The sequence below is a fragment of the Bradyrhizobium sp. 62B genome, assembly GCF_030272265.2.
In the GTDB taxonomy this organism is placed as follows: Bacteria; Pseudomonadota; Alphaproteobacteria; order Rhizobiales; family Xanthobacteraceae; genus Bradyrhizobium.
On the sequence record NZ_CP092841.2, the window covers coordinates 471,022 to 494,619 of the forward strand.

The 23,598-nt window shown below is 65.2% G+C and carries 23 protein-coding genes; 14 read left to right on the forward strand and 9 right to left on the reverse strand.

Annotated elements, in window-relative coordinates; all coding sequences use genetic code 11:
- Nucleotides 1-5 precede the first annotated feature (5 nt).
- The 4 genes from ML401_RS02280 (at nt 6) to ML401_RS02295 (ending at nt 4,548) form a co-directional block, all read left to right on the forward strand.
- The gene (locus tag ML401_RS02280) at nt 6-866 is read left to right on the forward strand and encodes an ABC transporter permease (RefSeq protein WP_285809504.1); all 861 of its coding nucleotides are present in this window, start codon (nt 6-8) and stop codon (nt 864-866) included.
- Complete coding sequence (araD, locus tag ML401_RS02285) at nt 863-2,599, forward strand: L-arabinonate dehydratase (RefSeq protein ID WP_285809505.1); 1,737 nt, start codon at nt 863-865, stop codon at nt 2,597-2,599. The genes ML401_RS02280 and araD overlap by 4 nt, the downstream gene beginning before the upstream one ends.
- A gap of 62 nt (nt 2,600-2,661) precedes the next feature.
- A complete protein-coding gene (locus ML401_RS02290) occupies nt 2,662-3,381 on the forward strand; it encodes a ribonuclease activity regulator RraA (RefSeq protein WP_285809507.1) in 720 nt (239 codons plus the stop codon).
- 75 nt (nt 3,382-3,456) lie between these two features.
- Nucleotides 3,457-4,548 carry an SMP-30/gluconolactonase/LRE family protein gene (locus ML401_RS02295; protein ID WP_285809508.1) on the forward strand — a complete coding sequence of 364 codons (1,092 nt, stop codon included), beginning with the start codon at nt 3,457-3,459 and terminating at the stop codon, nt 4,546-4,548.
- A 122-nt stretch (nt 4,549-4,670) separates the two neighbouring features.
- Here the strand turns inward: ML401_RS02295 and ML401_RS02300 are convergent, their stop codons facing one another.
- Complete coding sequence (locus ML401_RS02300) at nt 4,671-6,776, reverse strand: S9 family peptidase (protein ID WP_285809510.1); 2,106 nt, start codon at nt 6,774-6,776, stop codon at nt 4,671-4,673.
- Nucleotides 6,777-6,962: 186 nt separating this feature from the next.
- Here ML401_RS02300 and ML401_RS02305 point away from each other — a divergent pair, with 186 nt between their 5' ends.
- The gene (locus ML401_RS02305; protein WP_285809512.1) at nt 6,963-8,399 is read left to right on the forward strand and encodes an MBOAT family protein; all 1,437 of its coding nucleotides are present in this window, start codon (nt 6,963-6,965) and stop codon (nt 8,397-8,399) included.
- Entirely contained in the window at nt 8,399-9,499 is a 1,101-nt protein-coding gene (locus ML401_RS02310; protein ID WP_285809513.1) for a hypothetical protein, read from the forward strand. The genes ML401_RS02305 and ML401_RS02310 overlap by 1 nt, the downstream gene beginning before the upstream one ends.
- 166 nt (nt 9,500-9,665) lie before the next feature.
- On the opposite strand, the gene ML401_RS02315 is transcribed toward ML401_RS02310, so the two are convergent.
- The 3 genes from ML401_RS02315 to ML401_RS02325 form a co-directional block, all read right to left on the reverse strand.
- Nucleotides 9,666-10,853: an alanine--glyoxylate aminotransferase family protein gene (locus ML401_RS02315; RefSeq protein ID WP_285809514.1), complete on the reverse strand. Its 1,188-nt coding sequence runs from the start codon at nt 10,851-10,853 to the stop codon at nt 9,666-9,668.
- A gap of 103 nt (nt 10,854-10,956) precedes the next feature.
- A complete protein-coding gene (locus ML401_RS02320; RefSeq protein WP_285809516.1) occupies nt 10,957-11,682 on the reverse strand; it encodes a thermonuclease family protein in 726 nt (241 codons plus the stop codon).
- A gap of 279 nt (nt 11,683-11,961) precedes the next feature.
- Nucleotides 11,962-13,689, reverse strand: coding sequence for a hypothetical protein (locus tag ML401_RS02325; RefSeq protein WP_285809518.1), 1,728 nt, complete (start codon nt 13,687-13,689; stop codon nt 11,962-11,964).
- A 123-nt stretch (nt 13,690-13,812) separates the two neighbouring features.
- On the opposite strand from ML401_RS02325, the gene ML401_RS02330 reads away from it, so the two are divergent.
- Nucleotides 13,813-14,052, forward strand: a complete 240-nt coding sequence (locus ML401_RS02330) for a hypothetical protein (RefSeq protein ID WP_285809520.1) — start codon at nt 13,813-13,815, stop codon at nt 14,050-14,052.
- Between the two features lie 69 nt (nt 14,053-14,121).
- On the forward strand, nt 14,122-14,970 hold the full coding sequence (locus tag ML401_RS02335) for a caspase family protein (RefSeq protein WP_285809521.1): 849 nt from the start codon (nt 14,122-14,124) through the stop codon (nt 14,968-14,970).
- Nucleotides 14,971-15,142: 172 nt separating this feature from the next.
- Here ML401_RS02335 and ML401_RS02340 read toward each other — a convergent pair whose 3' ends face one another.
- On the reverse strand, nt 15,143-16,033 hold the full coding sequence (locus ML401_RS02340) for an efflux RND transporter periplasmic adaptor subunit (protein ID WP_285809522.1): 891 nt from the start codon (nt 16,031-16,033) through the stop codon (nt 15,143-15,145).
- Nucleotides 16,034-16,322: 289 nt separating this feature from the next.
- Here ML401_RS02340 and ML401_RS02345 point away from each other — a divergent pair, with 289 nt between their 5' ends.
- On the forward strand, nt 16,323-16,934 hold the full coding sequence (locus tag ML401_RS02345; protein ID WP_285809524.1) for a PAS domain-containing protein: 612 nt from the start codon (nt 16,323-16,325) through the stop codon (nt 16,932-16,934).
- A 6-nt stretch (nt 16,935-16,940) separates the two neighbouring features.
- On the opposite strand, the gene ML401_RS02350 is transcribed toward ML401_RS02345, so the two are convergent.
- The 3 genes from ML401_RS02350 to ML401_RS02360 all read right to left on the reverse strand — a co-directional run bounded on the left by ML401_RS02350 (nt 16,941) and on the right by ML401_RS02360 (nt 18,576).
- Nucleotides 16,941-17,111, reverse strand: coding sequence for a hypothetical protein (locus ML401_RS02350; protein WP_211420082.1), 171 nt, complete (start codon nt 17,109-17,111; stop codon nt 16,941-16,943).
- A 69-nt stretch (nt 17,112-17,180) separates the two neighbouring features.
- The gene (locus ML401_RS02355) at nt 17,181-18,317 is read right to left on the reverse strand and encodes a beta-propeller fold lactonase family protein (protein WP_285809526.1); all 1,137 of its coding nucleotides are present in this window, start codon (nt 18,315-18,317) and stop codon (nt 17,181-17,183) included.
- 127 nt (nt 18,318-18,444) lie between these two features.
- Entirely contained in the window at nt 18,445-18,576 is a 132-nt protein-coding gene (locus ML401_RS02360) for a hypothetical protein (RefSeq protein ID WP_285809528.1), read from the reverse strand.
- A gap of 139 nt (nt 18,577-18,715) precedes the next feature.
- On the opposite strand from ML401_RS02360, the gene ML401_RS02365 reads away from it, so the two are divergent.
- Nucleotides 18,716-18,892 (forward strand): hypothetical protein, encoded by a 177-nt coding sequence (locus ML401_RS02365; RefSeq protein ID WP_285809530.1) that lies wholly within the window; start codon nt 18,716-18,718, stop codon nt 18,890-18,892.
- Nucleotides 18,893-18,995: 103 nt separating this feature from the next.
- Complete coding sequence (locus ML401_RS02370; RefSeq protein ID WP_256438880.1) at nt 18,996-19,118, forward strand: hypothetical protein; 123 nt, start codon at nt 18,996-18,998, stop codon at nt 19,116-19,118.
- Nucleotides 19,119-19,255: 137 nt separating this feature from the next.
- On the opposite strand, the gene ML401_RS02375 is transcribed toward ML401_RS02370, so the two are convergent.
- On the reverse strand, nt 19,256-20,209 hold the full coding sequence (locus tag ML401_RS02375) for a LysR family transcriptional regulator (RefSeq protein ID WP_285809533.1): 954 nt from the start codon (nt 20,207-20,209) through the stop codon (nt 19,256-19,258).
- A 210-nt stretch (nt 20,210-20,419) separates the two neighbouring features.
- Between ML401_RS02375 and ML401_RS02380 the strand changes: the two genes are divergently transcribed.
- The 3 genes from ML401_RS02380 to ML401_RS02390 are packed head-to-tail and all read left to right on the forward strand — an operon-like array spanning nt 20,420 to nt 23,574.
- The gene (locus ML401_RS02380; protein ID WP_285809534.1) at nt 20,420-21,502 is read left to right on the forward strand and encodes an ABC transporter ATP-binding protein; all 1,083 of its coding nucleotides are present in this window, start codon (nt 20,420-20,422) and stop codon (nt 21,500-21,502) included.
- Nucleotides 21,503-21,537: 35 nt separating this feature from the next.
- Nucleotides 21,538-22,254: an HAD family hydrolase gene (locus ML401_RS02385; protein ID WP_285809536.1), complete on the forward strand. Its 717-nt coding sequence runs from the start codon at nt 21,538-21,540 to the stop codon at nt 22,252-22,254.
- A gap of 12 nt (nt 22,255-22,266) precedes the next feature.
- Complete coding sequence (locus ML401_RS02390; protein WP_285809537.1) at nt 22,267-23,574, forward strand: FAD-binding oxidoreductase; 1,308 nt, start codon at nt 22,267-22,269, stop codon at nt 23,572-23,574.
- The last annotated feature ends 24 nt before the right edge of the window (nt 23,575-23,598 follow it).

Sequence of the window (23,598 nt, forward strand, 5' to 3'; positions counted from 1 at the left end):
CTCTGATGGGCGAAGCCAAGATATTGCTGCGCGCAGAGCCGGCCGCCGCTTCGGCTGCCGGCGAGGTCGAGCGCAAGCTGAGCGTGCCTGAACTGCTCTGGAACGACGGCTTCGTCCGCAAGACCGTCATCATCCTGTTCCTGGCGGCGATCTGGGAAGCCTACGGCGTCGCTCTCGACAATCCGCTGTTGTTCCCGACGCTGCATGACACCGCGATCACGCTGTTCGACCGCGTCAAGGATGGCACCATTCCGATGCGGGCCTGGACGTCGCTGAAGGTGCTGTTCATGGGCTATTCGGCCGGCATCGTGCTGGCCGCGATCTTCACCATCCTCGCCATCTCCACCCGGATCGGCACCGATTTTCTCGAGACGGTGACCGCGATGTTCAACCCGCTGCCGGCGATCGCGCTGCTGCCGCTCGCCTTGATCTGGTTCGGCCTCGGCAATGGCAGCCTGGTCTTCGTGCTGATCCACTCCGTGCTGTGGCCGGTCGCGCTCAACACCCATTCCGGTTTCAAGAGCGTGTCCAACACGCTGCGCATGGTCGGGCGCAATTACGGCCTGCGCGGCTTGCCCTATGTCGCCAAAATTCTCATCCCAGCCGCCTTCGGCTCGATCCTCACCGGCCTCAAGATCGGCTGGGCCTTCGCCTGGCGCACGCTGATCGCGGCTGAGCTGGTGTTCGGCGTGTCCTCGGGCCAGGGCGGGCTCGGCTGGTTCATCTTCGAGAACCGCAACCTGCTCGACATACCCGCAGTGTTCGCGGGCCTCTTGACGGTGATCATCATCGGGCTCTTTGTCGAGAACCTGATCTTCCGCGCCATCGAGCGGAACACCGTGCAGAAATGGGGCACCCAATCATGACCAAGAAAAAAACACCCGACCAGCTCCGCAGCGCGCGCTGGTTCGCGCCCGACGATCTCCGCTCGTTCGGCCATCGCTCCCGCACCATGCAGATGGGCTACGCGCCCGAGGAGTGGAAGGATCGCCCCATCATCGCGATCCTCAACACCTGGTCGGACGCGCAGCCCTGCCACATGCACTTCAAGTCGCGCGTCGACGACGTCAAGCGCGGCATCCTGATGGCCGGCGGCCTCCCGCTGGAGCTGCCCGCGCTGTCGCTGTCGGAATCGCTGCTCAAGCCGACCACCATGCTCTATCGCAATCTGCTGGCGATGGACGCGGAGGAGCTGCTGCGGAGCCATCCGGTCGACGGCGTCGTGCTGATGGGCGGCTGCGACAAGACCACGCCGGCGCTGCTGCTGGGCGCGACCTCGATGAACATCCCGGCGATCTACCTGCCGGCAGGCCCCATGCTGCGCGGCAATTGGAAGGGTAAGACGCTCGGCTCTGGCTCGGACGGCTGGAAATATTGGGACGAGCGCCGCGCCGGAAAGATCTCCGACAAGGACTGGCTCGACATCGAGGCCGGCATCGCCCGCAGCTACGGCACCTGCATGACCATGGGCACCGCCTCGACCATGACCGCGATCGCGGAGGCGATCGGCATGACGCTGCCCGGCGCTTCCTCGATCCCAGCCGCCGATGCCAATCACATCCGCATGGCCAGTGAATGCGGCCGCCGCATCGTCGAGATGGTGTGGGAGGATCTGACGCCGAAGACGATCCAGACCCGAAAAGCCTTCGAGAACGCGATCGCGGTGGCGATGGCGATGGGCTGCTCGACCAACGCCATCATCCACCTGATCGCCCAGGCCCGCCGCGCCGGCCAGGACATCGGCCTCGACGATTTCGAGATCGCCAGCCGCAAGGTGCCCGTGATCGCCAACGTCCGTCCCAGCGGCGATGCCTATCTGATGGAGGACTTCTTCTACGCCGGCGGCCTGTCGGCGCTGATGGGCCAGATCAAGCCGCATCTGCATCTCGACTGCATCACCGTCACAGGCAGGACGGTGGCTGAGAACATCGAAGGCGCCGAGGTGCACAATGCCGACGTGATCCGCGGCGTCGACAATCCCATCTACAAGGAGGGTGCCCTCGCGGTGCTCAAGGGCAATCTCGCGCCCGATGGCTGCGTCATCAAGCCGAGCGCATGCGCGCCGCGCTTCCTCAAGCACACGGGACCAGCGCTGGTGTTCGACGATTATCCTTCGATGAAGAAGGCGGTCGACGATCCCAACCTCGACGTCACCGAAGATCACATCCTCATCCTGCGCAATGCCGGGCCGCAGGGCGGGCCGGGCATGCCGGAATGGGGCATGCTTCCGATTCCGACAAAGCTCGTGAAGCAGGGCGTGCGCGACATGGTGCGCATCTCCGATGCGCGCATGAGCGGGACCAGCTACGGCGCCTGCATCCTGCACGTCTCGCCGGAATCCTACATCGGCGGCCCGCTGGCGCTGGTGCAGAACGGCGACCGCATCACGCTCGACGTGGCCGCGCGCACCATCAATCTCGATGTCCCCGAAGCCGAGCTCGCAAAACGACGCGCCGCCTGGAAGCAGCCCGAGCGCCGCTTCGAACGCGGCTATGGCTGGATGTTCACAAAACACATCAAGCAGGCCAATGACGGCTGCGACTTCGACTTCCTCGAGACCGATTTCGGCGGGCCGATCGGCGAGCCTTCGATCTATTGATGACCCGTCATTCCGGGTTCGCGCTACGCGCGCCCCGGAATGACGACAGAGAGAGCGTAACAATGACAAGACTCAGCGAAGCCACCCGCATCAAGCTCAAAGCTGTCTCCACCGCGACCGTCGCCACCGCCTTGTTCAAGCGCGGCCTGCGCATCCAGATGATCCAGGACGTGCATCCGGTCGGCTCCGACCAGCCGACCATGGTCGGCGAAGCCTTCACGTTGCGCTACATGCCGGCGCGCGAAGACCTCAACACGATCGAGGTCTTCAAGGACCGCTCGCATCCGCAGCGCAAAGCGGTGGAAGATTGCCCGCCGGGCGCGGTGCTGGTGATGGACAGCCGCAAGGACGCGCGCGCGGCGTCCGCCGGCGCGATCCTGGTGACGCGCCTGATGAAGCGCGGCGTCGCCGGCGTCGTCACCGACGGCGGCTTTCGCGATTCCGCGGAGATCGCCAGGCTCGGCATTCCCGCCTATCACCACCGCCCGAGCGCGCCGACCAACCTGACGCTGCACCAGGCGATCGAGATCAACGTGCCCATCGGCTGCGGCGATGCGCCGGTGTTTCCGGGCGACGTCATCCTCGGCGATGCCGACGGCGTCATCGTCATCCCCGCGCATCTCGCGGACGAGATCGCCAACGAGACCTTCGAGATGACGGCGTTCGAGGATTTCGTCACGGAAGAGGTCGGCAAGGGCCGCGGCATCTTCGGTCTCTATCCCGCCACCGACCCGCAGACGCTCACCGATTTCGCGGAATGGCGGAAGAAGAACGGCCGGTAAGGCATAACGAAATCACGTCGAGAAACGGGCCGGCCGCATCAAGCGCCGGCCTTTTGACAAGCAGGGAGGATTTCCATGAACTTCACGCGACGTAACCTCATGGCCGGCGCTGGTGCGGTGGCCGCTTCCACGTTGCTCGCCCGCGCCGCCGGCGCGCAGTCGTTCCCGTTCACGCCGAACCAGCGCTATCCCGATCCCGCGGTCCAAATCCTCGATCCGAGCTTCGCCAAATACCGGCTCTATTCCTCGACGGTGGAGCAGGTCGCGACCGGCTTCCGCTGGGCCGAAGGCCCGGCCTATTTCCCCGAAGGCGGCTACCTGCTGTTCTCGGACATTCCCAACAACCGGATCATGAAGTTCGACGAGAAGACCGGGCAGACCAGCGTGTTCCGCGCCAACGCCAACTACGCCAACGGCAATGCGCGTGACCGCCAGGGCCGCCTCGTCACCTGCGAGCATTCCGTCACCCGCCGCATCACCCGCACCGAGAAGGACGGCAAGATCACCGTGCTCGCCGACAAGTTCGACGGCAAGCGCCTGAACGCGCCGAACGACATCGTGGTGAAGTCCGACGACAGCATCTGGTTCACCGATCCGCTGTTCGGCATCAACGGCGAGTGGGAAGGCAAGAAGGAGAAGGCCGAGCAGGCCACCACCAACGTCTACCGCATCGCCAAGGACGGCAAGATCAGCGCCGTGCTCACTGACCTCGTCAATCCCAACGGCCTCGCCTTCTCGCCGGACGAGAAGAAGCTCTACATCGTGGAGTGGAAGGGCACGCCGAACCGCAGCATCTGGAGCTACAATGTCGGCGACGACGGCGCGCTCAGCGGCAAGACCAAGCTGATCGACGCCGCCGACCAGGGCTCGCTCGACGGCTTTCGCGTCGACCGCGACGGCAATCTCTGGTGCGGCTGGGGCTCCAACGGCGCGCTGGCGTCCGAGCCGAGCGACATCGGCGGCCGCAAGGTGTTTCAGCTCAAGGCGAGGCCCGAGGACCTCGACGGCGTCATGGTGTTCAATCCGGACGGCAAGCCGCTCGCCTTCATCAAGCTGCCCGAACGCTGCGCCAATCTCTGCTTCGGCGGGCCGAAGAACAACCGGCTGTACATGGCGAGCAGCCACTCGGTGTATGCGCTGTATGTGGAAGCGCACGGGGCGGTGTGAGCCTTTTGCCTCTCCCCGCTTGCGGGGAGAGGCCGTAGCCCGGATGGAGCGAAGCGTAATCCGGGAGCAGTCTTCAGTTGCGCGGACCCCGGATTTCGCTGCGCTCCATCCGGGCTACAAGATTACGCCTCCGCCATCCCCGCCGCCCATAGCGCGAACGCATAGACGATCGCGACCTCGTCGAGCCGGTCGAACCGCCCCGAGGCGCCGCCATGGCCGGCGCCCATGTTGGTGCGCAGGAGAACCGGGCCGCCGCCGCTCATGGTGGCGCGCAGGCGGGCGATCCATTTGGCAGGCTCCCAATAGGTGACGCGCGGATCGGTCAAGCCGCCCATCGCCAGGATCGCCGGATACTCTTTCGCCGCGACATTGTCGTAGGGCGAGTAGGACAGGATGGTGCGAAAATCCTTCTCGCTCTCGATCGGGTTGCCCCATTCCGGCCATTCCGGCGGCGTCAGCGGCAGCGTGTCGTCGAGCATGGTGTTGAGCACGTCGACGAACGGCACCTCGGCAACGATGCCAGCGAACAATTCGCCGGCGCGGTTGGCGACCGCGCCCATCAGCATGCCGCCGGCCGAGCCGCCATGGCCGACGATACGCTTGGCGCTGGTGTATTTCGCTGAGATCAGCGCGCGCGCGCTGGCTGCGAAATCGTCGAACGAATTCGTCTTCTTCTCGCGCTTGCCGTCGAGATACCAGCCCCAGCCCTTGTCGGCCCCGCCGCGAATATGGGCGATGGCGTAGACGAAGCCGCGGTCGACCAGCGACAGGCGGTTGGCGTTGAACGAGGCCGGCATCGCCATGCCGTAGGAGCCGTAGCCGTAGAGCAGCAGCGGCGCCGTGCCGTCGAGCTTCAGCCCGCGGCGATGGAGGATCGACACCGGCACCTCGGCGCCGTCATGCGCCTTCGCCATGATGCGCGTGGTGACGTAGTCGGCCGCGTCGTGGCCCGAGGGAATCTCCTGGCGCTTGCGCAAGGTGCGCGTGCGCGTGACCATGTCGTAGTCATAGACCTCCGACGGTGTCGTCATCGACGAATAGGCGAAACGCAGATTCGTGGTTTCGAACTCGTAGGAGCCCATCGTGTCCAGCGAATAGGCGGCCTCGTCGAAGGCGATGGCGTGCTCCTCGTTCGACGTGAGATCGCGGATCACGATCGACGGCAGCGCGCTGGCGCGCTCCAGCCGCACCAGATGACCGGCATAGAGATCGAGGTCGAGGATGTAGATGCCGGGGCGATACGGGATCAGGTCGCGCCAGTTCTTGCGCTCGGGATGGGCAAGCGGCGCCGTGACGATCTTGAAGTCGATGGCATCATCCGCATTGGTCAGGATGAACAGTTCGTCGCCGCGGTCGGCGAGCGAATATTGCACGCCCTCTTCGCGCGCCGCGACGAGGCGCGGCGGCGCCTCGGGATTGGCGAGATCGATCAGCCGCTGCTCCGACGTCTCGTGGTCGCCGCCCGCGATTACGCAGAAGCGGCCGCTGGTGCTCTCGTGCAGATGGGTGAACCAGCCGGCATCCTGTTCCTCGTAGACCAGCGTATCGTCGGCCTGCTTGGTGCCGAGCCTGTGACGCCACACCTGCATCGGGCGGTGGTTGTCGTCGAGCTTCACGTAGAAGAACGATTTGGCATCCGCGGCCCAGACCACGCCGCCGTCGGTTTCCTCGACGAGGTCGTCAAAGTCCCTGCCGCTCGCCCAGTCGCGGACACGGATGGAGAAATATTCCGAGCCGTTGGTGTCCGCACTCCAGGCCTGCATCTTGTGATCCCAGGAGTGCCGGCTGCCGCCGAACTTGAAATATTTGTGGCCCTTGGCGAGCGCATCGCCGTCGAGCACGATCTCGCCCTCGCCCTCGCTGCCATCGCGCGGCATGCGGCCGAACAGCTCGTGCTGCCCGCCCTCGCGGAACCTGCGGAAATAGGCGAACGGCCCGTCCGGCGACGGCACGCTGGAATCGTCCTCCTTGATCCGCCCGCGCATCTCGCGCACCAGCGTCTTCTGCAAGCCCGCCGTATGGCCGAGCAGGCTCTCGGTGTAGACGTTCTCTTCGTCGAGATATTTGCGGATGTCAGGATCCAGCACGGTGGGATCGCGCAGCACCTCCTGCCATTTGTCGTCCTTCAACCAGGCATAGTCGTCGGTCACGGTGATCCCGTGCCGCGTGAAGGAATGCGGCCGGCGCGGGGCGACGGGGGGCTTCGAAGGTGTTTTGGCCTGGGTCACTCGGTCCTCATTTGTGTCCGACGTCGCTGCGCTTCACCTTGCCCCACTTGCGGGGAGCGGGCTCGCGCGTTCCCTTATATCGTCCCGATTCCACGAATTGCCAGCACGTCTGCTGGAGATCGCCGGGTTGTTGATCGCTCCCTTGTATGCTTTACGAACCAATATCCCCGCCGCCGGTCCAGCCTGATGCTGTTCAATTCCTACCCGTTCATCCTGCTGTTCCTGCCGATCGTGCTGGCCGGCTATTTCTGGCTCGGGCGGCGCAGCAATCTCGCGCCGGTGATCTGGCTGGCGCTGGCCTCGCTCGCCTTCTACGCGATTGGCAACTGGCAGTTCGTGGCCCTGTTGCTGCTGTCGATCGCGTTCAACTACGGCGTCGGTCATCTCCTGATCGTGGCGAAGCTAACGTCGTCGCAACGCAAGGCGGCGCTCGTGCTTGGCGTCGCCGGCGATCTCCTCGTGCTCGGCATCTTCAAATATGCCGGCTTCGTCACCGAGAACATCAACGCGCTGCTCGGCACGCATGCCGCGATCCACATCCTGCTGCCGGTCGGCATCTCCTTCTACACCTTCACGCAGATTGCGTTCCTGGTCGATGCCTATCGCGGCCAGGTCGCGGCCTATGCGCTGCCGCATTACGCGCTGTTCGTGACCTATTTCCCGCATCTGATCGCGGGGCCCATCCTGCACCACAAGGACATGATCCCGCAATTCGAGCGGGAGGAAACGAAGCATCCGGACGGCCATCTCATGCTGTGCGGCGTCATCATCTTCGCCATCGGCCTATTCAAGAAGACCTGCCTGGCCGACGGCATCCAGCCGCTGGTCGCGCTCGCCTTCGAGGCGCGCTCGCCGAGCTTCGACCAGGCCTGGCTGGGTGCGCTCGCCTACACCTTCCAGCTCTATTTCGATTTTTCCGGCTATTCCGACATGGCGATCGGGATTTCGCTGATGTTCGGCATCTTCCTGCCCGTGAATTTCAACTCGCCCTACAAGGCAACCAGCATCGTCGAGTTCTGGCGGCGCTGGCACATGACGCTGTCGCAATTCCTGCGCGACTATCTCTATATCGCGCTCGGCGGCAACCGCAGGGGACGCGTGCTGCGTTACGTCAATCTGCTGATCACGATGCTGCTCGGTGGGCTCTGGCACGGCGCGGCCTGGACGTTTGTCGTGTGGGGCGCGTTGCACGGCATGTATCTCTGCGTCAATCACGCCTTCAATGCCTTGGTGCCCAAAGCGCCGCCGCTGCTTGCACGCCCGTCTCGCATCGCGGGCGCTGCGCTCACATTCCTCGCCGTCGTGGTCGCCTGGGTGTTCTTCCGTGCCGCGACTGTGGAATGGGCGTTGCGCGTCCTTCGCGCCATGGCCGATCCCTCGAATATCGTGTTCGGCCGCGAGGAGATCGCGGCGCTGGTGATGGTCGCCATCTACGCCGCGCTGGTCTGGCTGGCGCCGAACACGCAGAGCATCATGGGATACGACCACGCGGGCCGCAGGGTCGGCGAAGCCTTGCGGGCAGGGCGGATGCGGCCGCTGTTCCTCTATGCGGCGTCGCTGGTGCTGGCGTTCGGGATCCTGGGGATCCAGAGCCACAGCGAATTCATCTATTTCCGGTTCTGATGCAGGGTGCGTTCACACAATTGAAGCGTCTCTTGCTCGCCGGCATCGCGTGCGTGCTGGGCGCGGCCTTGCTCACCTATGCCGTCGATCCCCTGCAACTGTTCCGCCCTTCGCGCCTGGCCTTCTATTCCGACGACACGCGGGTGCAGAATGCCGGGCTGATCCGCAGCCAGTCGTTCGACACCGCCTTCATGGGCACCTCGCTCGCGATCCATTTCCGCCAGAGCGACATCGATCGCGCGCTCGGCACCCGCTCGCTCAAGCTGGCGATGACCGGCTCCAATTCGCGCCAGCAGGGCTTCGTGCTGGAGCAGGCCATCGACCGTGGCGCCAAGCGCGTGATCTGGGCGATGGACGATTTTATCTTTGTCGATGCCGCCGACATCGAGACCGATCCTTATCTCTCCGTCGATCTCTATCGCGGGACGGCAAAGGGCATCGCGTCCTATCTGTTCAGCGCCGCGATGGCGAAGGAATCGCTGTTCGCGCTGCTGCGCTCGGTTCCGCCGCTGCAGGAGCCGCTGACGCGAGCGGCGCCCTATCTGCCCGTCAAGTTCGCGCTGGCCGACGTCGACGACATCTACGCGCTGCCGCGAGATTTCGACGTTGCGCGCGACTACAACGCGAAGAAGGCGCTTGCCGCCTTTGCCTATATCACCAGCCCGGTGCGCAGCCGCTTCCTCGGCGAAGGCTACAGTTACGAGGCCATGGTCCGGCATTTCGAACACGACGCCGTCGACTTGATCGCGCGCCACCCCGACGTGACCTTCGACATCTACTTGCCGCCCTATTCGATCCTGCAATTCGTCGCGATGCGCGAGGCGTCACCGGAGACGCTGAAGATCGTCACCGATCTCACCGCGCGCATCGCCGAGCGGCTGACGCAGCTTCCCAATGTTCGCCTGCACGACTTTCGGGCGATCAAGGCGGTGACTCACGATTTGGATAATTACAGCGACGTCATCCACCATTCGCCGAAGGTAGACGCGATGGTGCTGCAATGGCTGAGAAGCAGCGAATATCGCGTCGATCCGAACGCGCCGCTTGCGTCGCTGAATGAGCTTAAGAAGCAGGTGGAAGCGTATCGCGTCGAGCGCTGATCTTTCCCTCTCCCCTTGTGGGACAGGGTGGCTCGCCGCGGAGCGGCGAGACGGGTGAGGGGTCTCTATCCGCGCGAGAAAATCCCACGATGAGATTCGCGGAGATAACCCCTCATCCGGCGCTTCGCGCCACCTTCTCCCACAAGGGGAGAAGGAAGAAAGCGCCCTACGCCGGCACCTCGTCCCCGAGATACGACACCGCCGCTTCCAGCCCGCCCTTGCCGTGCGGGATCTTCAGCGCGTTCAAGGCGATCTCAACGACCCCGAGCGTGCCGAGCAGCATCGGTGCGTTGACGTGGCCCATATGCGCGATGCGGAAGGCCTGACCGGAGAGATCGCCGATGCCGGTGCCGAGCACGACGCCGCATTTGTCCTTGCAATAGCGTTGCAGCACGGCCGGATCATGCCCGTTGCTCATGGTCACCGTGGTCACGGTGTCGGAGCGCTCGCTGGCTTCGGCCACGTTGAAGCCGAGCACCTGGCCTTCCGACCATGCGGCAACGGCGCGGCGCGCGGCTTCGCCGAGCAGGCTGTGGCGGCGGAAGGCGTTCTCGAGGCCTTCCTCATGCAGCATGTCGATCGCCTTGCGCAAGGCGAACAACAGATGCACCGGCGCGGTGCCGGCATATTTGCGATAATTCTCGGTGCCCTCGCGCTCGCTCCAGCTCCAATAGGGCGTCGACATATTGGCCTTCTTGTGCACCTCGAGCGCGCGCGCATTGGCGGCGACGAAGCCGAGGCCGGGCGGCGTCATCAGGCCCTTCTGCGAGCCGGACATCGCGACGTCGATGCCCCATTTGTCCATCTCGAACGGCATGCAGCCGAGCGAGGCCACGGTGTCGACCATGTACAGCGCGGGGTGGCCGCTCGCCTTGATCGCCCTGCCGATCGCCTCGATGTCGTTCTGCACGCCCGAGGCAGTGTCGACCTGGACCACGACGACGGCCTTGATGGTGTGCTCCTTGTCGCGGCGCAGGCGCTCCTCGACCTCGTGCGGCCGCACCGCGCGGCGCCAGTCGCCCTTGAGCACCTCGACCTCGGCGCCCATCAGCGCCGCCGCATTGCCCCAGCCGATCGCGAAACGGCCGCTCTCCAGCACCAGCACCTTGTCGCCGCGCGACAGCACGTTGCTGAGCGCCGCCTCCCAGGCGCCGTGACCGTTGGCGATGTAGATGTAGGACTTGCCCTTGGTCGCAAACAGCTTCGAGATGTCGCCGAGCAGGCTCTCGGTCAGGTCGAGCATCTCCTTGGAGTAGATGTCGATCGCCGGACGATGCATCGCCCGCAACACCTCGTCGGGCATCGTGGTGGGCCCGGGGATGGCCAGAAATTCCCGGCCCGCGCGAACGGTCATTGCTGTCAGTCCTTATTGCCAGAGATACAGATTGGTGGGTTGCTGATTCACAGTCTTACGCGGGGCGAGGGCCTCGGAAAAGCGCACAAAACGCAGGGCTGGGTTATCGCTTCGTCTCGCGGCAGCCCGCGGCCTCCGCCTCCTCGACCGAGCAGAACCAGCGGGTGCCCTTGCTGATCTTCATCCTGATCTGGGTGTACCAGCGGCTGGTCGGCTGGTGAAAGATGCATTCGCCGGCGCTGTTGACGTTGCCCTTGATGGTGCAATCCGGGGAAGGCGCGACCGGCCCCGAGGCCGAGGCGAGCAGCACCGCATGCGCTCCGTCGGGCGGCTTGGTGGCGCCCAGGATGACGGTCTTCTTGTTGCGGACGCGCCAGTCCCAGGGCGCGATGAAGGCGCCCTGCCACATCCCGGCCTTTGCCTCGCGCGCGGCCTTTTCGTCGGCTTCGTAGTCGTGGGACATGCGGGTATAGGCCAGCGCCCAGCCGGCGCGCACCAGCCATTTCTGGATGTCCTCGCCGCCGACCTCGCAGCGCGCCACGGTGCGGCCACGCCGGTCGATCGAGCGGGTGTGACAGACCCAGCTCTTGCCCTCGGAAAATTTGGCGAGCTCGTCGCGCGCGGCGACGCCGCAGGTCCAGCGCTCGGTCTTGGTGTTGAGGCAGAGCTGGTCGAGTGCGGGCGCGTCGATGCCGCCGAGCCGGATCCGCGTGTTGCCGATCACCACGGCATCGCCAGCGCGGACTTTTGCCGTGCCGGTGATGTCGGCGGCCTCGGCCAGCGAGGGGAGCGCGAGGAGAGACAGCGCAATCAGGAATTTTCGCAACATGCCGGTCCGCGTGGGATGAACATCTCGATAAGCCGCGCAATTGTGGTCGGCTTTTGGCCGCCGGGCCAGCTTATGCCTGACAGATGGGCTTTCAACTTCCCGTCATCTTGCGACGGCCTCTCGGCTCGTGTCCCGGACGCGCTGCAACGCGTAACGTTGCTGTGCAGAGCCGGGATCCAGAGATTCACAGACGCATCTCGCAGAGGCATGGGCCCCGGCTCTGCAGCGCACCGCCGAAGAGGCGCTGCGCTGCGTCCGGGGCACGGATACAATGTGCCCTCACCCCCGCGCCATCGCCCGCTTCGCCACCGCCAATCCCATCAGCACGAAAGCCGACGTCACCTCCGGCCCGCCGACCAGGATCCGCGTCGGCGTCTTCATCTTGTTCCATTCATAGGCGCGGAACGGGCCGCGGCGGCCGCCTTCGCCAAGGCTCGCGACGATGACGTTCAGCGCCGGCGCAAAGGCGCGCGGGTCGGCGCCGAGATGTCCGAGCGCGATCAGCGCCAGTGCGGCGTCGAACACGTTCATCTCCGCGGCCATCAGCTCGCCCTTGACGTAGGACAGCACGCGGTGACGGATGAAGTCGAAATCTCCGGCGGGATCGATCGCGGCCTGCGCCGAAAGCGGCAGCGCTAGGAAAGCCGCATAGCAGCGGCCGAAATAGGCGCTGTAGAGTTCCGGCAGGTAATAGATGTGCGAGCGCGGATTGGCGAAGGCACCGCTCGCGGCTAGCCGCTTCTGGAAGCCGATGATGCGATGCACGGTGGCGAGCCGCGACGGTGTCTCCAAAACCTTCCAGCGCGCCAGGTTGCGGAAGCTCACCTCGAGAATGTCGAGATTGAGCGTCGGGTCGAGATCGTTTCCGTAGGGACGCTCGCCCTTGAGGTTGTCGATCCAGGTCGCGACCCCGCCCTCATAGTCGATATTGTCGTTGAGCGGCACGGTCACGCGCGGCGCGTTGACGCCGGCATGCACCTGATAGCCGGCATAGAAGTCGAGCAGCGGCTGGTCGATGATCGCATCGCGGCAGCCGGCCTGCGTCGCCGCCGAGATCGAGCAGGCCGTGGTGTCGCAATCCGGCACGTAGATGCCGAAGCCGAGATCCTGCTTGATCTGCGCGAAGTAGCGCGAGAACCGCGGATGCGGCGCGGGCGCGAGTGCCGTGACGACGTTGAAGCGCGCGCCGTCGATGCCCGCGACCTCCTCGCGGCTGATGTTGACGCAGAAATCCACCATGTCGGCGATGGCGCGCTCCGCTGCGACCTTATCGGCCGGCGAGGCCAGCCCGGTCTCGCCATAGCTCAGCAGCGCCTCGATGAAGAATGCGTCGTAATAGGCCGAGCGGTGCCGGATCTGCACCGGCTCCCACATCGGCTCGGCGATGCCGCGCCAGGGCGGGTTGACGACGGCCCGGGCTGGCGAACGCGCGATGAAGACGCGGGCGAGGTTGAACAGCAGCGAAGAATTCTTGTAGCCGCGGGCATTGAGGCCGGTGAGCGCCATGATCAGCTCGCGGCCGCGGAAGTCGGGATCGCCGATCAGATTGAAGGCGGCATAGGTCGGCAGAAAGCCGTGCTTGCGGTAGGAGCCGAGCAGATGCTGCGCGCAGTCGCGGATCACGCCGTCGATCTGCGCCGGCGGCGGGGCGGAGCCGGTGAACATCGCCGGCGGCGGCTTGGGGTGGTCGAGCGCGATGCTGTCGACGAGATCAGCGACCGGCTGGCCGACCGCCGCCCAGTCGGGTTCGGCCTCGTCGCGGGCGCGCGCCAGCGCCTGCCGCAGCGCAGCCAGCCTGGCCTCGTCGCGCAGCTCGGGCAGGCCGGCGCGCCGCAGCAGCACCCGCAGCGCGGGATTGCCGAGCGCGGTCTTGTAGAACTTGGCGAGATGCGGATCGCCGCTGGCCGGGCCTGACAGGATGGGATCGCAGACATCGTAAAGCGAGGGGCCGTCCTTCGGCGCCAGCAGCGCCCGGCAGGCGGCGCCGGCAAAATATTGAAAGCTCATGAAATACTCGGTCGCGGGGACTTCGGCAGGGTTAGGCCAGGGGCCGGCCGGCGCGCTCCCAGCCCCGCGCCACCCCCATGCAAGTCGTTGAAAAGGCTACCCGGATTCGCAGGAAATACAAATGTGACAGAGGTCACGGAAAAGCCGGCGGAAGGGCTGCATTTTGAGGCCCCGGATGATACGGGGAAACACGGAAATGCAGAAATCTGGAAAAGGAAATTATCTAGCGTCTTCAGAAGCTTAAATCAAATTTTGGGCAATCTATTGCCGGGGCCCCTATATCCGGTTAAAGGTTTGTTTGGTGCGGCGCCGCAAATTGCGCGCAATTCGGGGGCACATCCCCGGCCGATCCCTCAAACCTAAAGACGCTATCGCGCTACTCAAACAGTGTGCGCGCGCTTGGCTGGTCTTTGGCACAGGAACCGAACCGAGATGAACGTAAAGCAGCTCGACCTTTCCCGACGCACCATCGCGGTGGCCGCAGCCCTGATCGGCTCGGTCTCGCTGGTGATCGGCGCCCATGCTGCTCTCAACATGCGTGCGATCGATGCCGCCAAGGCCGTCTCGACCGACCAGATCACCGGCTCGATCGGCCAGTCCTCGCGCCTCGCCCTCGTCATCGGCAATGGACATTATCCCGACGCCAGCGCGCCGCTGACGCAGTCGATCAACGACGCCCGCGCGCTGTCCTCGTCCCTGCGCAAGAACGGTTTTGACGTCGACATGGTGGAAGACGCGACCCGGGACGACATGGTTCGTGCCGTGAGCCGCCTGAAGTCCCGGATCAAGCGCGACACTGTCGTCATGCTGTTCTTCGGCGGCTATGGCGTGCAGGCGGGACGCGAGAGCTACATGCTGCCGGTCGATGCCGCGATCTGGAAGGAAAGCGACGTGCGCCGCCAGGGCGTCTCGATCGACGGCGTGCTCGACATGATGAAGGAGCAGGGCGCCAAGGCCAAGCTCGTCGTCGTCGACGCCTCCCGCCGTAACCCCTACGAGCGCCGCTTCCGCTCCTACAGCCACGGTCTCGCGCCGATCAGCGCGTCCGACAATGCGCTGATCCTCTCCTCGGCCTCGCCCGGCAAGGTCGTGGACGACGGCAAGGGCGAGCACAGTGTGCTGGTCAGCGAGTTCCTCAACAACCTCAATTCCAAGGGCAGCGCCGAGGCCGTCTTCAACAAGACCCGCCTCGCCATCTCCCGCGCCAGCGAAGGCGATCAGGTCCCGACCGTCTCCTCCTCGCTGCTCGAAGACGTCCAATTCGGCGAAGCCGGCGGTTAGTTTCCTTAGATCTTGAGACGTCCCGTGCCCCGGACGCGGCGCATCATGTAGTGATGCGACGCTGAGCCGGGGCCCAGTTTTTTGGACGGTCGCATGCGGCGACATGGGTTCCGGCTCTGCGCAGCAGCGTTACACGCTGCAGCGCGTCCGGGACACGAGAGTTGTCGAGAGACTACTTCGCCGCTTCTGCGGCCATCACCGGGCGCACCGGATCGCCTTCACGCAGCAGCGCGCCGGCGCGGGCGACGACGACGTCGCCTTCGTTGAGGCCGTCGCGGATCTCGATATTGCCGCCCGACATCAGGCCGACCTCGACGCGCTTGGTCTCGACACGGTTGCGGCGGATCACCTGAACCACGGTGCCGGCCGAGGAATACTGCACTGATGTCAGCGGCACCGCGACGTTGCAGCTCTGTCCGGTCTTGATCAGCGCGCGGCCGCTCGCCTTCAGCAGCAGCCGCTTCTGCGAGGAAATGCCGATATAGACCATGCCCTGCTGGATGTTGGGCTCGACGGTCGGGCCGATGCGGCGCACCTTGCCCTCGATGTCGCCGGCACCCGCGATCCGCACCGTCGCCGGCTGGTTGACGGCGAGCTTGCGCACATCGGTGGTCGCCACGAGGCCGACGAGATCGTATTCGCTGCGCGCCACGATCGTGAACAGCGCCTCGCCCTTGGCCGAGGCGAAATTGCCGATCTGGGCGGTCGACGTCGCGATCACGCCCGCCACGGGTGCGGTGACCTGCAGCGTGCCGCCCTCGGGCAGCGCCAGCCGCGCCAGCACCTGGCCGGCGGTGGTGGTGTCGCCGGCTTCCGCCAGCACGTCCGTGACCTTCAGGCCCGGGCGCTCGGGCCGCACCGAGGTTTCCTCCCGCGCGATGATCGTGCCGGTGGCTTCGACGATGTCGGAGAAGCAGGATTTTGCGACCTTCAGCACCGTGACCGCCGGCCCCTTGGGCGCCTCGTCATCGGCGGCTCTGGCCGGAGATTGACCGAGGATCAGCACGCCGGCGACGGCCGCGGGACACAGGCTTCGAACAACGGCACGGGGCAAATGACGCATCGGAAATTCCACGGGTTCTATGCCTCCCATCGATAGCAGATGGCGGGGGCGCGGACTACGGCGGCGTGGCCCCGAAAGGGAGGCCGCGCCGACGCGGGCCATCTTGGCAAGTCTTTGATTAGTCGCGGGATTGGACAACAGGTTCGCTTCTTATGAGCGATGCGCTGCGAACCGACCTACTCCCAAAGTGCGGACTATCACGGTCTTCTCATCTGCCAGAGCCGCCTATATGGAACTAAGATGGGGTGGCGCGGCATCGCGGCCGCACGGCTCATGGTCGAGAGGCGGGATGCAACGGTTCGTTTGCGAGCAGAATATCGTTCATTTCGAGCGGCTGCTCAATGAAGCGGCCGACCCGACGGTGCAGAACACCGTGCGTGCGCTGCTGGCCTCGGCGAAGCGCCAATTGGCGTTGCTGAACTCGGCGGCGTCAGGAGCCGATACGACGCCGCTTGAACAGCGCCGGCGGCAGCATGGCGACGCCGAGTTGATCCGCAGGCAATTCCAGCCCGAATTCGAAGCGTCACCGCATCCCTATATGCTGCTGGACCCAGGGCCGGGCCTGTTGATCGTCGACGTCAACGACGCCTATGCGGCCGCGACCTTGACCGGCCGGGCCGACATCGTCGGCCGGTCGCTGTTCGAGATATTTCCTGACAATCCCGACGATCCGCTCGCCGATGGCGTCAGCAACCTCTACGGCAGCCTGAGGATCGTCGGTGAAACCGGGCAGGCGCATGCCATGGCGGTCCAGCGCTACGACATCCGCGATGCCGGCGGGAGCTTCGTCGAGCGCCATTGGCAGCCGATCAACTCGCCGATCCACGACACGGCGGGCCATCTGGTCTATCTGCTGCACCACGTCGAGGACGTGACGGCGCAAGTCACTGGGCGGCCCTAGAGCCTCTCAGCCGCGGCGATCGCCCGCCAGCTTGCCGCTGGCCCGCTCGATCAAATGCAGCCGCGTGCAGGCCGGACAGGATACCGACACATGCGTGCGGTCGGTCGGCTCGTCGCCGAGCCGATGCTGCACGTTCATGCCGGTCTGCGGGCATTTGAAGACGATCTGGCGGTCCATGACCGATGATATGACCGCAAGGCGCGCCTTCCGAAATTACGGATGTTTACGTAGGTCGGTCCGGCCCCCTCACGGCAGGGTCAGGAACTCCACCCAGTTCGGCTTCTTGCCGGTGGGGTAGGATTTCAGCTTGGCCAGCGCGCCGCTGCCCTGGTCGATCGCGTAGACCGTCATGCTGTCGGAGAGCTCGCCGACCGCGGCCAGGTAGCGGCCGGAGGGATCGACGTGGAAGCCGCGCGGCTGCTTCTCGGTCGGCACGCTGCCGATCGTGGTCAGCTTGCCGCTCGCTCCGTCCACCTTGTAGGCGGTGAGCGTGCTGGTGGTGCGCTCGGAGGCGTAGAGGAAGCGGCCGTCCGGGGTGATGTGGATGTCGGCGGCCCAGGGCTTTTTATCAGAAGCTTTGCCGTTAAAACCTTCCGGCAGCGCGGTGGTGCGCTGGATCTCGTCCCAGGCGCCGCTTTTGGCTTCATAGGTGAACGCGGCGACATCGCCGTTCAGCTCGTGCAGGAGATAGACGAACTTGCCATTGGGATGAAACACGAAGTGCCGCGGCCCCGATTTCTCCGGCACCTTGTGGGCCGGCGGGTCGCTCGGCGTCAGCGTGCCCGTGGTGGCATCGAACGCGAAGGCCAGCACCTGGTCGGAGCCGAGATTGGTCGCGAACACGAAGCGGTTGTCGGGCGAGGGCAGGAAGGCGTGCGCGTTCAGCCCTGTCGGGATCACCTGCTTCGGCTCGCCGGCGACGCCGTTCGCGTTCAATGGATTCAGCGCGACCTTGTTGCCGCCATAGGAGGCGCTGAACAGGAACTTGCCGCTGTGGTCGACGGCGATATTGGCCATGCTGTCGGGAAGCGGCCCGTTGCCGGCAGGGCTGAGCTGGCCCGTCTTGGGATCGATCGCAAAGCTCACCGCCTGATAGGGCTGCGAGCGGACGCCGGCAATCAGCACGCGGCGATCCGGCGTGATCGCGAGCGGCGTCGAGGAGCCGGGCTTGTCGACGCCCTTGAAGGCGGCGGTCTGCACCGCAATCATCTCGCCGCTCTCGGTCATCTTGAACACGCTGATGTCGTTGCTGTCGGCGTTGCCGACATAGGCGAAGGTCTCGGCCATGCCGGCTTGGACTCCAGAAATGAGAGTGAGGACAGCGAACAGGGTGGTGGCGATCGCAGCGCGTGGCGATGCGCTGCGTCGGGTCGGTCTCGACATGGGCTCCTCCTGAAAACCGCGGCGCGGCATTGTCGTTTTGCCGACGAGGATAGCGGGCGGCGCACCGCCGCACCAAATTCCAATGGGGATCGATCGATGCCGAAATCGCATCGGTCGCCGCCGGCGGCTACCGCACCGCCGCGGTGCGCGAGGGCAGATGCGGGCCGGACGGATGCGCGGGCGGTCCGAGCACGGTCCAGACGACGACCGCAACCAGCGCTGAGGTCAGGATGGTCCAGGCGATGAGCCGTTTCCGCATCTGGTCGAATCCGTCGCGTCGTGAAAGTCAGGGGCATTTCGATCGTGCACTGCAAACCGCGGCAATCCTATGATCTCGTTCACAGCCGAAATTGGCCGGCGCAATGCGAACCAAAGCCGCGCCCGCGCATTGAAGGCGCATGCCCCGCGAAAACGATCTCGAAGGTAAGCCCGACATGGGAGGCAAGCATGGCGGTCAGGCCGGCCTGCCCAAGTCGCCACCGCGCCCGCAGCAGGGCGAGCGCGATGAGGACGTCGTGGCAAAGCGCCACACCGACCAAACCGATCAGGCGCCGCCACCGACCAAATCCAAATAGCCCTTGCCGCGCGGTCGTGCCGCGCCCCGCGTCGGGAACGGCAGCACCGCGTTGCCGTTACCCCCGTCCCGCGGGCGGGTGAGATGAAGATGGAGGCTGGCTCGTGTTTTGGATCTATTGGGACACCGCCTGGTCGCTGATCATCAGCGGCATTTGGGTCGCCACCATCGTCAGCCATCCCGACGCCGAGTTCGTCGAAGTGCAGGCCGCCAGACGGCAGATGTGAGCCACCCCTGCTAGCGGCCTTCGGCGCGGTTCGGATTTTTCCAAGCAGCCGAGGGCGCAAGTGACATCAGCGCGGAGAGCCAGTGATCGGCCGTCGAGGCACAGCGGATCAAGATCGCTTGTCTGCCGTCGCCGATGCTAGGTCAGGCTCACGCCATAGCAGGCCGACATCAATCCAAGTTGCGGATATTGCCGGTCGATCGCCGCCACCTCTTTTCGCATCTGCGCGATGATCCAGTCCCGGATTTCGGCGGCGATGGGCCGCATGGGCCGGTTGCGGGGAGGCAGAAACTCGCAGAGGCGGCTCGTGGTGGCCAATATATTGGAGGCCGGCACCAGCGCGCCGGTCAGAAGCCAATGCGAGGTTACCGTCAGCCAGCCGAGAGCGATGCCCTGGCCTAGCAGGGCTGCCTGCACGACCACGGCATAATCGGTGAAGCTCAGCCCCTTGGCTGCGCCGCGGCGCCCGGTCAGAAACGATGCGTAATCCGCGGCCCAGTCGCCCGGCGTCTCGGCAAGACGGATGATGGTGTTGCCCTCGGCAGGATCGGTGTCCCCGAGATAGCCGGGACTGCACATCGGCAGCATGACCTCCTTCATCACCAGCGTGCCGCCGGAGGAGGGCTCGTCGCGATCGCGAAAGCGCATGCCGAGATCGACGTTCTCGACCGGCCCGCGCAACGCGCCGGAGATGAGTTGGAAGCGCAGGTCGACTTGCGGAAACTGCTTCTGCAGCTTGTCGATGCGCGGCATCAGCCAGTGCGTGGTGAAGGCGGAGGAGACCGACAGCGTCACCGTTTCGGTGCCCTTGCGCCGCCGCTCGATCTCGACGAGCCCGCTCTCGATGCTGCGGAAGCCTTCGAGCACGCGGTGATACAGCAATTCGCCTTCCTCGGTGAGCACGGCGCGGCCCGCCTTGCGATCGAACAGGCGCACGCCGAGATGCTCCTCGAACTGGCCGAGCATCCGGCTCACCGCCGGTTGCGTCACGTTCAATTCCGCCGCCGCTGCGGTGAAGCTGCCATTGCGCGCCGCTGCGTCGAAGACGAACAGGGCGTTGCTGGATGGCAGCATGCGGCGGAGCTCGGGCATAACGTCATGTTATGAGCGCGGTGAGAATTTGGCAATTGCCGAGTTTTCGCAAGTCTGGTGTCATCGACATGACGGCCCAAAGACAGCGGCTCAGAGCGACGACGTGGTGCAGCGCACGCTTCCGCCATGATCGCAGTGAGCACTCTGTCTATAAAGCAGGCTTATGGCGCGCAGCGAGGCACGCCAGCTCGGGACATGGCGAGGTCGATCTTGGACAAGCGAGCGGAAAGCGTCGAGATCAGGTCTGCCAGCAAGGCCTATGGCGCCGTTCGCGCCCTCGATGATGTTTCGCTCACTGTCGGCGCCGGTGAATTCGTCTCCCTGCTCGGCCCCTCCGGCTCCGGCAAGACCACGCTGCTCGGTATCCTGGGTGGATTCATTCTTCCAACGTCAGGCACGATTCTCTTCGGCGGCCGCGACGTCACCTACATGCCGCCGCACAAGCGCGACATCGGCGTGGTTTTCCAGAACTACGCGTTGTTCCCGCATATGAGTGTCGGCGAGAACGTCGCCTTTCCGTTGCGCGCGCGGCGCCTGCCGAAATCCTCATGGCCGGACAAGGTGCGTGCCGCGCTCGGCATGGTTGGCCTCGCCGGCTATGAGGAGCGCGGCATCGCGCAGCTCTCCGGCGGCCAACGCCAGCGCGTCGCGCTCGCACGCGCCATGATCTTCGAGCCGCGCCTGATCCTGATGGACGAGCCGCTCTCGGCCCTCGACAAGCAGCTCCGCGAATCCATGCAGATCGAGCTGCGCTCGCTGCACAGGCGCATCCAGGCCACCATCATCTACGTCACCCATGACCAGCGCGAGGCGCTGACCATGAGCGACCGCGTCGCCGTGATGAAGGACGGCCGGCTGGTCCAGATCGACGAGCCGGCGCGGCTGCACGATCATCCCGCGGATTCCTTCGTCGCCAGCTTCATCGGTGAAGCCACCATGCTGCCCGTTCGCCGCGTCGATGCCTCCAGCATCGCGCTCGGCAATGCTTTGCTGCGCAGCGCACGCGCCATTCCCGATGGCGATGCCTTGATGCTGGCCGTGCACAGCGAGAAGCTGTTGATCGACGACGGCGCGCAGGACGCTGCTTGCAATCGGCTGACCGGCACCGTCACCGACATCGTCTACCAGGGCGAAAGCCTTCGCATTTTCCTGGCGCTCGCCGACGGCATCGCGCTCAGCCTGCGCCAGCCGAGCTACCACCAGGCCTATCACCGTATCCCGCCGCTCGGCGGCAGCCTCACCGTCACGCTCCACCCCGAGGACACGATCGTCGTGCCCAGGGCGGGGGATTGAACCTCAGATTCATCCAAGCCGAGAGAAGAAACGACATGTCGACCCAAGCCGCGTTCAGCAACTTCAAGGTTCTCACTTTCGACGTCGTCGGCACTTTGATCGACTTCGAAACCGGCGTGCTCGCCGCCGTGCGCAAGATTTCGGGCAAGACGCCGGCCGAGCTCAGCGACGACGTGATCTTCGAATCCTACAAGCGCGGCCGCGACAAGCATTACGAGCGCTCCAGCGAGGTGATGTTCCATGTCTACCGCTATCTCGCGAAAGAGCTCGGGCTGCCCGCTGACGATGCGTCCTGCGACATGTTCCAGCTCGCCGTGCTGCGCTGGGGGCCGTTCCCGGATTCGGTCGAGGCGCTCAAGCGGCTGCGCACGAAATTCCGCCTGGTCGCGATGACCAATGCCGACCGCGTCGCGCTGTCCTGCTACGCCCATGCGCTCGGCAATCCGTTCGACGACACCGTCTGCGCCGACGACACCGGTGTGGCGAAACCGAACCCGGAATTCTTCGCCTACAACAAGGGCCGCCAGTCGGCCTTCGGCTACAAGCAGTCCGACATTCTGCACGTCGCGCAGAGCCAGTATCACGACATCGGGATCGCGCGGAAGCTCGGCTACAAGGTGTGCTGGATCGAACGCCGACAGGGCATCGCCGGCTTCGGCGGCACGCCGGCGGTGGAGGCGCTGACCAAGCCGGACTTCCATTACCCGACCCTGAAGGCGCTCGCCGACGCCGCAATCGGGCCAGTGGAGTAGATGGGCACGGCCATGACACAGGGTTGGCGCGCGCTGCCATCGGTCGATTCGCTGTGGGAAACCACGGCGAATCCGGCTCGCGCCTTTCCGGTGCTGTCGGGCGAGAGCCAGGCGGACGTGGTGATCATCGGCGCAGGCTACACCGGTCTGTCCGCGGCGCATCATGTCGCCAAGAGCGGCCTGTCGCCCGTCGTGTTGGAGGCGAACCGCCCCGGCTGGGGCGCGAGCGGACGCAACGGCGGCGTGATCACCGCAAAGTTTCGCCTCTCGTTCCGCGAGATCGACGCCGCACACGGCCGCGCCATGGCGCGGCGCATGTACGAAATCGCGCATGAAGCGACCGACATGGTCGAGGAACTGGTGTCGGAGCTCGGCATCGCCGGTGCGAACCTGACGCGCACCGGCCAGGTCAAGGCCGCACATAACGAGGCGACGCTCCGGGCCGCGATCGACGAGGCCAACTGGATGACGCGCGAGATGGGCTCGGCAGCGGTCCGCATCCTCGACAAAGACGGCGTGCGCGAGGAGACCGGCTCCGACGTCTTCGTCGGCGGCGTGCTCAATCCCGGCTCGGGCGGCATCCATCCGCTGAATTATCTGCGCGGTCTCGCCGATGGCTTGGCCGGCCGCGGGGTGCCGATCTTCCAGGAATCGCCTGTGGCCAAGCTCTATCGGGACAAGGACGGCATCGTCGCCGAGACGCCGCAAGGCGCGGTGCGCGCCAAACAGGCCATCATCGCGACCAACAGCTATTCGGATCTGACCGCCGCCACCGCGCACATGCAGCGCACGCTGATTCCATTCCGCAGCGCCATGGTCGCGACGGAAAGACTGCCGCGCAATCTCGCGGGAAAACTGATGCCGACCGGGCGCACCTACACCGAGACCAAGCGCATGATGCGCTGGTTCCGCATGGTCGACAACCGCGTGATCTTCGGTGGCCGCGGCGCCTTCGGCAAGCAGGACTCGCAGGCCGCCTTCGACGCCTTGCGCAAGGCGATGGTCGGCATCTTTCCCGATCTCGCCGACATTCCGCTCGCATACAAATGGTCCGGCCTCGTCGCGATGACGCTGGACTCGGTGCCGCATATCGGCCGGCTCGACGATCGCACGCTGGTCTCGATGGGCTACAACGGCGCCGGCGTTGCGATGTCGAGCCTGATGGGGCGCTATCTCGCGGCCCTCGTGCGCGGTGAGACGCCTGACGTCGGCCTGCTCGATGTCAGGCGCATGAAATCCATTCCGTTCTATCCGCTGCGCGAGCCCGCCGTGCGCATGGTCGCCGGCTGGTACCAGTTTCTCGATGCGATCGGCCGGTAAGCCAATTTTGGCGAAGGAGGAGGC